This is a genomic window from Pectobacterium sp. IFB5596, assembly GCF_021432585.1.
Lineage (GTDB): Bacteria > Pseudomonadota > Gammaproteobacteria > Enterobacterales > Enterobacteriaceae > Pectobacterium > Pectobacterium punjabense.
Map to the genome: position 1 here is coordinate 396,859 of NZ_LXFY01000001.1, position 12,503 is coordinate 409,361.

11 protein-coding genes and 2 pseudogenes are annotated in these 12,503 nt (G+C 51.4%); 9 read left to right on the top strand and 4 right to left on the bottom strand.

What is annotated here, in order from left to right; all coding sequences use genetic code 11:
* Window positions 1–8 precede the first annotated feature (8 nt).
* The 5 genes from A6301_RS01935 (at window position 9) to arsH (ending at window position 4,024) form a co-directional block, all read left to right on the top strand.
* The gene (locus A6301_RS01935; protein ID WP_234256973.1) at window positions 9–1,298 is read left to right on the top strand and encodes an arsenic transporter; all 1,290 of its coding nucleotides are present in this window, start codon (window positions 9–11) and stop codon (window positions 1,296–1,298) included.
* 57 nt (window positions 1,299–1,355) lie between these two features.
* Entirely contained in the window at window positions 1,356–1,784 is a 429-nt protein-coding gene (gene arsC / locus A6301_RS01940) for a glutaredoxin-dependent arsenate reductase (protein ID WP_234256974.1), read from the top strand.
* A gap of 72 nt (window positions 1,785–1,856) precedes the next feature.
* Window positions 1,857–2,366, top strand: coding sequence for an arsenate reductase ArsC (locus tag A6301_RS01945; protein ID WP_234256975.1), 510 nt, complete (start codon window positions 1,857–1,859; stop codon window positions 2,364–2,366).
* A 217-nt stretch (window positions 2,367–2,583) separates the two neighbouring features.
* Window positions 2,584–3,003 carry a tyrosine-protein phosphatase gene (locus tag A6301_RS01950; RefSeq protein WP_234256976.1) on the top strand — a complete coding sequence of 140 codons (420 nt, stop codon included), beginning with the start codon at window positions 2,584–2,586 and terminating at the stop codon, window positions 3,001–3,003.
* Between the two features lie 298 nt (window positions 3,004–3,301).
* The gene (arsH, locus tag A6301_RS01955; protein ID WP_234256977.1) at window positions 3,302–4,024 is read left to right on the top strand and encodes an arsenical resistance protein ArsH; all 723 of its coding nucleotides are present in this window, start codon (window positions 3,302–3,304) and stop codon (window positions 4,022–4,024) included.
* A gap of 82 nt (window positions 4,025–4,106) precedes the next feature.
* Here arsH and A6301_RS01960 read toward each other — a convergent pair whose 3' ends face one another.
* Together A6301_RS01960 and A6301_RS01965 are read right to left on the bottom strand one after the other, a co-directional pair.
* Window positions 4,107–4,637 (bottom strand): GNAT family N-acetyltransferase, encoded by a 531-nt coding sequence (locus A6301_RS01960; RefSeq protein WP_007372632.1) that lies wholly within the window; start codon window positions 4,635–4,637, stop codon window positions 4,107–4,109.
* A gap of 136 nt (window positions 4,638–4,773) precedes the next feature.
* Complete coding sequence (locus tag A6301_RS01965) at window positions 4,774–5,433, bottom strand: recombinase family protein (protein ID WP_234256978.1); 660 nt, start codon at window positions 5,431–5,433, stop codon at window positions 4,774–4,776.
* 167 nt (window positions 5,434–5,600) lie between these two features.
* Between A6301_RS01965 and A6301_RS01970 the strand changes: the two are divergent.
* The 3 genes and pseudogenes from A6301_RS01970 (at window position 5,601) to A6301_RS01980 (ending at window position 10,066) form a co-directional block, all read left to right on the top strand.
* Window positions 5,601–8,587, top strand: a pseudogene (locus A6301_RS01970) (Tn3 family transposase).
* Window positions 8,588–8,611: 24 nt separating this feature from the next.
* Window positions 8,612–9,226 (top strand): annotated as a pseudogene (locus A6301_RS01975) (amino acid ABC transporter permease); the annotation flags it as partial.
* 15 nt (window positions 9,227–9,241) lie between these two features.
* Window positions 9,242–10,066 carry an amino acid ABC transporter ATP-binding protein gene (locus A6301_RS01980; RefSeq protein WP_233671819.1) on the top strand — a complete coding sequence of 275 codons (825 nt, stop codon included), beginning with the start codon at window positions 9,242–9,244 and terminating at the stop codon, window positions 10,064–10,066.
* Between the two features lie 35 nt (window positions 10,067–10,101).
* Here the strand turns inward: A6301_RS01980 and arsC (A6301_RS01985) are convergent, their stop codons facing one another.
* On the bottom strand, window positions 10,102–10,527 hold the full coding sequence (arsC, locus tag A6301_RS01985; RefSeq protein ID WP_107169575.1) for a glutaredoxin-dependent arsenate reductase: 426 nt from the start codon (window positions 10,525–10,527) through the stop codon (window positions 10,102–10,104).
* A 637-nt stretch (window positions 10,528–11,164) separates the two neighbouring features.
* On the opposite strand from arsC (A6301_RS01985), the gene A6301_RS01990 reads away from it, so the two are divergent.
* Complete coding sequence (locus A6301_RS01990) at window positions 11,165–11,560, top strand: hypothetical protein (protein WP_107169576.1); 396 nt, start codon at window positions 11,165–11,167, stop codon at window positions 11,558–11,560.
* A 243-nt stretch (window positions 11,561–11,803) separates the two neighbouring features.
* Here A6301_RS01990 and urtE read toward each other — a convergent pair whose 3' ends face one another.
* Window positions 11,804–12,502, bottom strand: coding sequence for an urea ABC transporter ATP-binding subunit UrtE (urtE, locus tag A6301_RS01995; protein WP_234256979.1), 699 nt, complete (start codon window positions 12,500–12,502; stop codon window positions 11,804–11,806).
* Between the last annotated feature and the right edge of the window lies 1 nt (window position 12,503).

The window sequence follows — 12,503 nt, forward strand, 5'->3', positions numbered from 1 at the left end:
GAGGCTTTATGTGGCTGGCTGCAGCTATTTTTATTCTGACCATTGTACTGGTCATCTGGCAACCCCGGGGGCTGGGAATAGGCTGGAGCGCAATGCTCGGGGCCTTACTCGCACTGATTACTGGTGTGGTTCACCCCGGTGATATTCCGGCCGTCTGGCATATTGTCTGGAATGCGACGGCTGCGTTCATTGCGGTCATTATTATCAGTCTGTTACTCGACGAATCAGGTTTCTTTGAATGGGCAGCTCTGCACGTCGCACGCTGGGGTAACGGCCGCGGACGATGGCTGTTTTCCTGGATTGTTTTACTGGGTGCTGCGGTAGCGGCTCTGTTTGCCAACGACGGTGCGGCGCTCATCCTGACACCTATCGTTATCGCCATGTTGCTCGCACTGGGATTCAGTAAAGGCACCACGCTGGCGTTCGTCATGGCGGCAGGATTTATCGCAGACTCCGCCAGCCTGCCGCTCATCGTTTCGAACCTGGTGAACATCGTCTCGGCGGATTTCTTTAAGCTCGGGTTCAATGAATATGCGTCCGTTATGGTGCCGGTTGATATCGCGGCCATTATTGCCACCCTGGTGATGCTGCATCTGTATTTCCGGAAGGATATTCCCGCGACCTATGAAATTTCGCGCCTTAAAGCGCCGGAAGAGGCTATCCGCGATCGGAATACCTTCCGGACAGGCTGGGGGGTTCTGGCTCTTTTACTGCTCGGATTCTTTGGGCTTGAACCCCTGGGGATCCCCGTCAGTGCAGTTGCCGCCGTCGGCGCACTCATCCTGTTTCTGGTCGCCAAAAAAGGACATACGATTAATACCGGAAAGGTGCTTCGCGGAGCCCCCTGGCAGATTGTGATTTTCTCCCTGGGCATGTATCTGGTGGTCTACGGACTGCGTAATGCCGGACTGACTGACTACCTGTCTGCTGTGCTTAATCAGTTCGCCAGCCAGGGCCTGTGGGCGGCCACGCTGGGCACGGGCTTCCTGACCGCCTTCCTCTCCTCGATCATGAATAATATGCCAACCGTCCTGGTAGGAGCACTGTCTATCGATGGCAGTACCGCGACCGGAGTGATTAAAGAGGCCATGATTTACGCCAATGTCATTGGCAGCGACCTGGGGCCCAAAATAACCCCTATCGGCAGTCTGGCCACCCTGCTGTGGTTACATGTGCTGGCGCAGAAAGATATCCGGATCACCTGGGGATATTACTTCCGGGTCGGCATCGTAATGACCCTGCCCGTGCTGTTTGTGACGCTGGTTGCTCTGGCATTACGTTTATCCGTTTCGTTCTGATTAACCCGGCACTGGTCGTCACTGACCTGCGCCCGTCAAACCCTAAGAGAGTGATTTATGAGCGCAATTACGATTTATCATAACCCGGCCTGCGGGACGTCCCGCAATACCCTCGAATTGATCCGCAACAGTGGTGTGGAACCCACAGTCATTTTATACCTTGAGACGCCGCCGGCCCGCGCTGAGCTGGTCACACTCATCGCTGATATGGGGATCAGCGTGCGCGACCTGCTGCGTAAAAATGTGGAGCCTTATGAGCAACTGGGCCTGGCAGAGGACAAATGGAGTGACGATGAGCTGATTGATTTTATGCTGCAGCATCCCATCCTGATCAATCGTCCTGTTGTGGTTACGCCTCTGGGTACCCGGCTGTGCCGTCCGTCTGAGGTGGTGCTGGAAATTCTGCCGGATGCACAAAAGGGAGCGTTCAGCAAAGAGGACGGCGAACAGGTGATTGATGCCCAGGGGCAGCGTGTCGTGAAGTAATCCCAGTGGTCGGGCTGTCAGCACCTGAGCGGCCCGATCATACCTTTCCGGCCTGACAGAAGGTAAGCCGCGATGATGAGTAAAACATACAATGTCCTGTTCCTGTGTTCAGGGAATTCGGCACGTAGCCTGTTTGCGGAAGTGCTGATGAACCAGCTTGGCGGGGGAAAATTCCGGGCATTCAGCGCCGGCACTCAACCGGCCAGTTCACCTCACCCGCTGACGCTCAGGGTACTTAACGATCAGGGATTCAGTACTGAATCCCTGAAAAGCAAACACCTGCAGAACTTTCGGCATCCTGATGCTCCGCAAATGGATTTCATTTTTACGCTGTGTGATCGGATGGCGGGAGAAGGATGTCCGGTGTTCCCGGGCGGCCCCATAACGGCCCACTGGGGTTTCCGGGATCCGGCTTTAACAGAGGGAACCGATACGGAGAAATACCACGCTTTTGTGGAGGTTGAAAAACAGATTGCCACGCGCATCCGGCTGTTTCTGAGCCTTCCCCTGGATAAAATCGATCGGCTTTCATTACAGAAGCAGCTGCAGGCAATGGGTAATACCGGAACTGACGAACATTAATCCGGTACCGGTCGGCCACCCTTTCTTACAAACTCTGACGATGTCCTGAGGACGTTATCCCTGTTGATACAGCCAGCATGGATGAGGTAAAGGCATAACGTTAACCAGATTAATAACAATAAGTATGGAGTCTTTATTGATGTTTCATCCGTTTGATATTCTCACCCTGGACAATGGTGCCAGGCTGATATTTACCCCCTGCCCGGGAACCAGAGGGGTGTCCCTTGCTGATTCATTAAAATCCTTAAAAGAAGCCGGTGCGCAGGCTGTTATCACGATGATGACGCTGGCTGAACTCAGTGAACATCAGGCTGATGCACTTCCGTCACTGTGCGCTGACCTTCATATGGACTGGTTTCACCTCCCCGTACAAGACAGCTGTGCACCTGAAGAGCCATTTGAACAGGCATTTGCCCGAGAGAAAACGAGCCTGCTGGCTTTAGTCCGGTCTGGCGGCACGCTGGTTATCCATTGTCATGGTGGTTCTGGCCGGACAGGCATGATGGCCGCTGTTCTGATGCTCGAGTCAGGTTATCAGCCTGCTCAGGTGAAAAAACAGGTCCAGCTAATCAGGCCAAAATCACTGACTTCGCCGGTACAGGTCAATTATCTTAGTAAGCGATACGGCTACCAGTAAAAACGCCGTAATGTGCTGGCAGACCTGCCCGTCGAAAAATTATCCATCAGGGGGCAAACCTGTCCCCTGATGGCCCCTGAACTGTGTTTTTCAAACGCCCGGCAGCAGCAGATTCTTCACTCTGCCCTTTCAGGGAGTCAGTGAGGCTCATACGTCAGGAAAGGCAGGGCCGTCACCCTGTACTGCCAGCCGCAGTATAAACAACTGAGCCAGATTGTCGGATTTTTGCTGGATGAGTGTTGCATGGGCAGCGCAGCCAGTGTTTTAACAATACATCAACCCGTGAGTAAAACCTGCAATGAACGAATTAAATGACAGCCTGCCAAATATCATCCCTGACATTTTCGATGCTCCGGACTTCACTGGCAAACCTTTATCTGAAACGCCCGGGCATGCACCACGTATTTTGATGCTTTATGGATCTGTACGTGAACGTTCATACAGCCGCCTGGCTACGGAGGAAGGGGCACGTCTGCTCACCGCCATGGGCGCTGAAGTTCGTATTTTTAATCCGTCCGGGCTTCCCCTGCCAGATGATGCTCCGGATACCCACCCAAAAGTTGCCGAGCTACGTAAACTGGTGCGATGGTCAGAAGGAATGGTGTGGTGCTCCCCTGAACGTCATGGGGCGATGACCGGGATTATGAAAGCACAGATAGACTGGATCCCACTGAGCGAAGGGGCTGTACGCCCATCGCAGGGGAAAACGCTGGCGGTGATGCAGGTCAGCGGTGGCTCCCAGTCCTTTAACGCGGTTAACCAGATGCGTATTTTAGGACGCTGGATGCGTATGATCACCATTCCCAATCAGTCGTCAGTCGCCAAAGCCTGGCAGGAATTTGATGAAGAAGGCAGGATGAAGCCCTCAGCCTATTACGACAGGATCGTGGATGTGATGGAAGAGCTGATGAAGTTTACGTTGCTTACCCGGGGGAGAGCTGCCTACCTGGTTGACCGCTACAGTGAACGTAAGGAAAGTGCCTCTGCACTTTCCGGGAGGGTAAACCAGCGCAGCATATAGTGCATAAGATTTACGGGAGATATCTGGTTTCTTTCGGGGAAGGCACGCCCCGTAATAGCCCTTCCGGATGTAGAGAGGAGCTTCAGCCAGATGGTATGTCCGGAAGTGTAACATCACCGGCACCAAGAGTGCGTTGCAGTATTACTGTATCAAGCCAGCGACCATGCTTAAACCCCACGGATTTGAGTGTCCCCGTATGGCTGAAACCTGCGGAACGGTGCAGTGAAAGAGAGGCGATATTTTCACTGTTACCCACTACGGCGATAAGCTGGCGAAAACCATGTTCCTCTGCCCATGCCACTACACGTGACAATAACAGCGTTCCGATCCCTCGCCCCTGAAATGCAGGGGCTATGTATACGGAATCTTCCAGAGTGAACCGGTATGCGCATCTTTCACGGTAAAGTGAAAGGTAACAATAACCCAGAACCTCTCCATTCTCTGTCGCGACAAACCACGGGAGTCCGGCAGCATGTATCTTTTTTTGCCGGGCGGTCATTTCTGCCACATCGGGGGGCTCTGTTTCAAAAGTGGCTGTGCCATGCAATACATGCCAGGCGTATATCTGCTGAATCGCGGATATATGTCTTTCATCTGCTTCAGTTATTTCCATCTGTGTAACTCCCTGCTGAATAAGAGCTTAAGCGTACTTCATGGAAAAAACTTCAGACATAGCGAAATGCTTATCACCCCTATAATTAAATATTTTATCCGGCCGGATAATCGTGTCATCCTTCATTCAGCTGAGTTTACAATGACAGCGATTCTGTACGGCCTTCACTGGGTTTATAAAGTGCCTGTATTCTGCATACCTGCGAAAGGCTGTAACCAGTAGCTTCTGCAGTTTCCCTGATGCTCAGTTTTTTTACCTGGCGGTAATACAACACTTTCTGATGACGCTCATGGTCAGCCTGCTTACCACGGTATTTCCCCATAGAATGCGCCCGATCTATTCCCTGTTTTTGCCGCTGGCGGCGACTCAGCCAGTCCTTATGCGACATAGCCGCCATCAGGTCGATAAGCATGTTATTGATGGCAGTTATCACGGCCCGGGTGACCGGGTCTGCCTGCGAAGGGTCTTTATCCGACAACGCCTGCCATGATGTGGGCACATCCAGGCTGACAATCCGCAATTCATGTTGCTCAATCTGCTTTTTCAGCGTCATCCAGTCGCTGTTACTCAGACGGGTCAGGCGGTCTATCTGCTCGACCAGTAAAATATCATTGTGGTGACTGTCCATCAGCAGACGCCCCAGTTCCGGACTGTTAAGTTTTGTCCCGCTGATATTCTCCCGGTAGTAGCTGGCTACTTTATGCCCCCGCGCCTGGACGAACTGCTCCAGCATCTCTTTTGCCCGATCGGCGAACTGATCTTCCGTCGATGCTCTCAAATAAGCCCTGATGAACATTTTTCCACCGCATTATCGCATTTAAGTTATTGCATTGATTCTATCGCATATAGGTTATGTCATTCATCGTGTGCCGTCACGTTTTGATTGTGGCATCAGGGTGTACCCTTATGCGATAAGCATTTTTGTTAAAAATACCGCACCGAATAATTTATGAGGGAAACTATATGGCAAGGAGGCAGATTCTTTCTCATTCGGAAAGAGAATCTCTACTGGCATTACCGGACGATGAGTTAACGCTGACACGAATGGCGTATTTTAGTGAGCATGATCTGGCGCTTATCAGTGCTCACCGTAAACCTGCCAGCCGTTTTGGTTTTGCCGTCCTTCTTTGCTATCTGAAAAATGTCGGCTTTGCCCCGGATAAAAAAATCCCGCCCTCTGATGCGCTGCTGAAGCATATCGCCAGCAGGCTAAAACTTACCGGGGATCTCTGGCCTGCTTACCTTTCCGGCAGGGATACGACCCGACGTGAGCATTTAACCGAACTGTACCGCTATCTTGGCGTAAAGCCGTTCACCGGCAGAATACAGCAGGACTGCATTACACACCTGCTGCCGATGGCGACGCGCACCGATAAAGGTATTCTCCTGGCCGAAGAACTGCTGGTCTGGCTCCGGAAGAACAACGTGATAATCCCTTCGATTGATGTCGTGGAGCGTACCTGTGCGGAGGCCATGGCTGGCGGCGATAAAATCGTATTTCAGACCCTGAATGCCTCGTTAACTTCGGCTCACAGGGATGCCCTGGATCGTTTGCTTGAGTCTTCAGATAATCAGCCTTCCAAGCTGACATGGCTTCTGCAACCGCCGGGTAAAATCAATGGTAAGAACGTGCTGCAACACCTTGATCGGCTCAGTGGCATTGAATCGCTGGCATTACCTGAAGGTATAGATCGTACCATTCACCAGAACCGGTTGCTGAAACTGGCGCGGGAAGGCCGAAAGATGAGCAGCCGGGATTTGACCCGATTTTCAGCAGCCCGGCGTCATGCGATCCTGGTATGCGTGCTGGAAGAAGCCAGAGCCACACTGACAGACGAAGTGATTGAGCTGCATGAGCGAATGCTGAACAGCCTGTTCAGTAAAGCCAAAAGAACACAGGCTGAGCGCCTTCAGCAGACCGGCAAGCTGATCCAGTCAAAACTGAGGCAATACATCGATGTCGGTCAGGCGCTGTCTGAAGCCCGTGATTGCGGTGGCGATCCATGGCTCGCAATAGAAAACATACTGCCATGGCCTGAATTTGTCGCCAGTCTGGAGGAAACACGCCATCTCGCCAGAAAGAATAATTTTGACCCGCTGCATATTATTACCGAGAAATACAGCACATTACGGAAATATGCCCCGCGCATGTTGTCCGCTTTGCAGTTAGTCGCCACTCCGGCAGCGCAACCTCTGGCTGATGCGCTGGTTGTGATCAAAGACATGTACCGGAAGCAATCCCGCAAAGTACCGGCGACGGCACCGCTTGAGTTTGTCCCTGAAAGCTGGCGCAAGGTAGTGATGACTCCGGCGGGTATTGACCGGCAGTACTATGAATTTTGTGCGCTCAGCGAGCTTAAGGGGGCGTTGCGTTCCGGGGACATCTGGGTCAGAGGCTCACGGCGCTACAAAAACTTTGATGATTACCTCATACCCGAAAAGGACTTTGACAAACTCACACCGGCGCTGCCACTGCCCGTATCAGCTGATTATCATGAGTACATTACCAGCCGTATGACCCTGCTTCAGTCCAGACTTGAAGAGGTCAATGCCATGGCCGCGCGTGGTGAACTGCCCGATGTGGAAATAACTGACAAAGGTGTAAAAGTCTCTCCGCTGGATAACTGCGTTCCGGTGCAGGTTTCACCGCTGGCAGAGCTGGTTTACAGCATGTTACCGCGCCCTAAAATCACGGAAATTCTCGACGAGGTAAACAGCTGGACAACGTTTACCCGACATTTTTCGCATATAAAAAATGACATCGCCCGTCCCGATACCCGCCTGCTTCTCACCACCATTCTTGCGGATGGCATCAATCTTGGACTGAGCAAAATGGCGGAAGCCTGCCCCGGAAGCACCAAATCATCACTGGAAGATATTCAGGCATGGTACATCCGCGACGAAACCTATTCAGCTGCCCTCGCCGAGCTGGTGAATGCGCAGGGGAAGCGGCCATTAGCGGCGTTCTGGGGAGACGGGACAACCTCATCATCGGATGGGCAGAATTTCAGAACTGGCAGCTCAGGCCGATACGCAGGGCAGGTTAACCCGAAATACGGACAGGAGCCCGGACGTCAGTTTTATACCCATATTTCGGATCAATACAGCCCGTTTTACACCTGCATAATCAGTCGGGTCAGGGATTCAACCCATGTGCTCGATGGCCTGCTGTACCACGAAAGCGACCTGGAAATCAGGGAGCATTACACCGATACCGCGGGTTTCACCGATCATGTTTTTGCCCTGATGCATCTGCTGGGATTTGCGTTCTGTCCACGAATCAGGGATCTCCACGACAAGAAGCTGTTTATCAAAGGGAAAGCGGATCAATTCCCGGCGCTTCAGTCGCTGATATCCACGACCAGCCTGAACCTGAAAGAGATCGAGATTCACTGGCGTGCAGTGCTGCGTCTGGCGACCTCGATAAAGCAGGGAACCGTAACGGCATCCCTGATGCTGAAAAACTGGCCAGCTACCCCAAGCAAAACGGACTTGCCAAAGCACTGAGAGAAATTGGCCGCATTGAGCGAACGCTGTTTATGCTCGACTGGTTCCGCGATCCTGCACTGCGTAGGCGGGTACAAGCGGGACTGAATAAAGGTGAAGCCCGTAACGCGCTGGCGCGTGCGGTATTCATGCACCGGCTGGGAGAAATCAGGGACCGAAAGCCGGAAAATCAAAGCTATCGCGCCAGCGGACTGACGCTGCTGACGGCGGCTATCTCCCTGAGGAATACCGTGTATATGGAAAGAGCGGTCGATGCCCTGAAGCGTAAAGGGGTGAAGATTAACGAGCAACTGCTGTCGCATTTGTCGCCGTTAGGCTGGGAACACATCAATCTGACAGGTGATTATATCTGGAAAAGCAACCGGATACCGGCTTCCGGTAAGTTTCGTCGGCTGAGACCCGCTAAAGTCGAAAGGTCAAGAAATAGCCTTAACGTACAATAATTTTCGATATCCAAACTGACCCCTATCTGGCTCTTTCGGTCACTCCCGCTGATTCTGGTGTTGATCATCCTGTACAACTTCTCTTATCTCTATGACGAATTGGCGTTAGGCATTCCGTTCACCTCCGTCGTATTTCTGCGCTATCCGACGATTGACCTACTGGATCAATTTTCCGTCGCCGTGCTTGGCCTGACGCTAGTGCAATCTGCGTATACGGCGGAAATTATTCGCGGCGGTATTCTCGGCGTGGACGCGGGTCAGTTTGAAGCCTCTGCGGCACTCGGTCTGCCCGGTGGTCGCCGCACGGTGCGTATCATTCTGCCACAGGCGCTACGTTCCATTCTGCCCACCGGCTTCAACGAAATCATCAGTCTGGCGAAAGGCACTTCGATCGTTTACGTACTGGCGCTGCCAGAGCTGTTTTACACCGTTCAGGTCATCTACAACCGTACACAACAGGTTATTCCGTTGCTGATGGTCGCTACCATCTGGTATCTGCTGATTACCACTGTGCTCTCCATCGTCCAATACTACGTGGAACGCTATGTGTCCCGCGGTGCCGTGCGCGAAATGCCGCCTACACCGCGCCAGAGGTTCGTCCGTTTCCTGACGCGCAAACGCGCACGTTCACTCACCTGATTTTGGAGATTCACCATGTCTGAAGCTATCGACTATTTTGCTCACGCCCGAACCACTACGCAGCCACAGGCAGAAAGCGCGCGTGGGCTGATCGAGATCCGCAATGTGGCGAAACATTTTGGTCAACATAAAGCGCTGGAGGATATCAATCTGACGCTAGCACCCGGCTCGGTCACGGTAATCCTTGGCCCATCCGGTTCGGGGAAATCCACGCTGCTGCGCACTATTAATCATCTTGAGCGCGTGGATCAAGGCTTTATCCGTATCGACGGCGACTACATCGGCTATCGCCGCAAAGGGAATACGCTCTACGAATTGAAAGAAAAGGACGTGTTACGCCAGCGTATCAACGTCGGCTATGTATTCCAGAATTTCAATCTGTTCCCCCATCTTTCGGTGTTGGAAAACATCATTGAAGCCCCGCTGGCGCATCGACTCTATTCCCGCCAGGAGGCCGAAGATGTCGCCTTTACCCTGCTGGAAAGCGTCGGGCTACGCCATAAAGCGCAGTCTTATCCACGCCACCTTTCCGGTGGTCAGCAGCAGCGCGTCGCCATCGCCCGCGCGCTGGCACTTAAGCCGAAAGTGATGCTGTTTGATGAACCGACGTCCGCCCTCGATCCCGAGCTGGTCGGCGAGGTGTTGGATGTCATCAAATCACTTGCCCGCTCCGGCGTGACGCTGGTTGTCGTCACACATGAAATCGGCTTTGCGCGTGAAGTCGCAGACCGCGTGGTATTTATGGTCGATGGCAAAATCGTCGAAAGCGGTGATTCCTGGCAGGTGCTAAACCATCCCCGCCACCCGCGCACCATCAATTTTTTGAATAAGGTGCTGTGAGAAAGCGCATTGAGCCAGATGTCTCCCTTCTGGCTCTATTTCACGCGTTGGCCCGCTTCATCAGTGACTTCTTCACCATCTTCTTTCGTGAATGCACCTCGTTGCGGATCGGGGAGAATATCCAGCACCTGCTCTGATGGACGACATAGTCTGGTTCCCAACGGAGTAACGACAATCGGACGGTTTATCAGGATCGGATGTTGCAACATGAAATCAATGAGCTGTTCGTCAGTAAATCTTTCTTCAGCAAGCCCCAGTTGTGTGTAAGGTTCTACGTTCTTGCGCAGCAAGGCACGAACCGTCATTCCCATGTCGCCAATGAGCGTCACCAGTTCATCACGTGAAGGCGGCGTATCAAGATAGTAAATCACCGTGGGTTCTGCGCCGCTATTACGGATCATCTCCAGCGTATTACGCGAGGTACCGCAGTCGGGGTTGTGGTAGATACTAATTGTGTTCATATCGATATCTCATAGCAACGTAACAGTGAGACGGAAAGTCACGCCTGTGGCTAGAAAAGATAACTGACGATACGTCGAATATACAGATAGCAGAGTATATATTTGAGCAGAAGAGAGAAGAAACGGTGGTTTCTGCACAGCAATACTCGCGTCGAAAGCATGCTGCTTATAGCGTAGGCACTATCATTTCGGGCGTGTTAACAACGCGGTGTTCATGTCTGTCCGTACACGCCCACTTCAACGCAATTTTCTACGTTGAAGTTACGAGACATCACTATAAACCCGCCTGACAAAATAAGTCGCAACACCATCGTGAATTCTGATGTGCTGATGTTTGCAAGGATACACGTTCTACAGCAAAGTACATTTTCCTGACAAGCTTTGAATGTGGCTGTTATATCCAATAAAGCACCCATTTGTTGAATAACAATTTCCCAAAAAATAAAATTTTAGAAAAAAACATAATCAGAGAATTATATTTAAAAAAATCATTAATTAATAGGTTAAATCATTGAGGATTTTTACCCTTTATAGCCTAGAATAAGCGCGATTTTTTAATGGATTGGTTTATTGATGACGATATGCATTGCAAGATTGCATTAATTCATCCATGACCCGCTTATCAGGAGATTTAATCATGCGTAATACCGCTATCAGCATGTTCATGCTGGCCTTTTTTTCTTTCGCCACAGAAGCTGCAACGAACATAACGATTGATCCTAAAAGCAATTGTTTGAGTACACCGTTTACTGACACCTTAACAGGCACCCCCGTAAAATTTACTTTAGATCAAGGGAGATATGTTTTTTCTCTCGTTTCTAATACCATGAATTGCATGGGCGCATCTAATAGTTGCATTATCGATAGTGTTATGTTGCAAGGTGGATTTAAAAATGCCCGCTGGGGCGTTTCTGTGACCAGCACTCCGACGGTTGTGGATACAACAACATCACCGTTTGTAGCCTATATCGTTGACGATAATTGTAATGATAATGCCGGTCAGGCCACGTTGTTGATACAAAAAGCAGAATAATTCAGTCCCGTTAATATAATTTCAGATATGGATTCGATTTTTTAAATATAAAGTCAAATTTATAATTTTATATCCTAAGCAATTCGACATTCAGGGTGAAAATTAACGTTTGAACACCGCTCGCGTTGGTACGCTAGCGGTGTATCTGCTACAGAAAATTAGGCTGCCTCTTCTACTCATTATGTAATATTGAAAATATGTAGACGCAGCCTATTCAACTCAACGTTTTAGACAGAACACATATCAAATCGCGACCAGTCCCCGTACGCCGTCTTGCTCCATTGTTTCTCCCCGTCCGCGCTGGACGATTTCCCCACGTGACATCACCAGATAGCTGTCTGCCAGTTCAGCGGCGAAGTCGTAAAACTGCTCGACCAGCAGAATCGCCATATCACCGCGCTGCGCCAGTTGGCGAATAACCGCGCCAATCTCTTTAATGACCGATGGCTGTATCCCTTCTGTCGGCTCATCCAAAATCAATAACTGTGGTTTGCAGGCCAGCGCGCGTCCAATCGCCAGCTGTTGCTGTTGCCCGCCGGACAAATCACCGCCGCGCCGCTGTTTCATTTCATCCAGCACCGGGAAAAGCTGGCAGATCTCATCTGGCACCTGTCGCGCCTGTTTGCCCGGAAAGCGTGATAGCCCCATCAGCAGATTCTCCTCTACCGTCAGGCGAGGAAAAATTTCCCGCCCCTGCGGCACGTAGGCGATGCCCGCCTGCACACGCTGATAAGGTTTACGCGTATTGATCGCGTCGCCCTGCCAGCGAATTGTGCCGGATTTTGCCGGGATCAAGCCCATCAGACATTTCAGCAGCGTAGTTTTCCCTACGCCGTTGCGCCCTAGCAGGCAGGTAATTTCGCCGGAGTTTACCTCAAAAGATAAGCCGCGCAGGATGTGGCTACCGCCGTAATATTGATTCAATTCTGAAATTTCTAACATG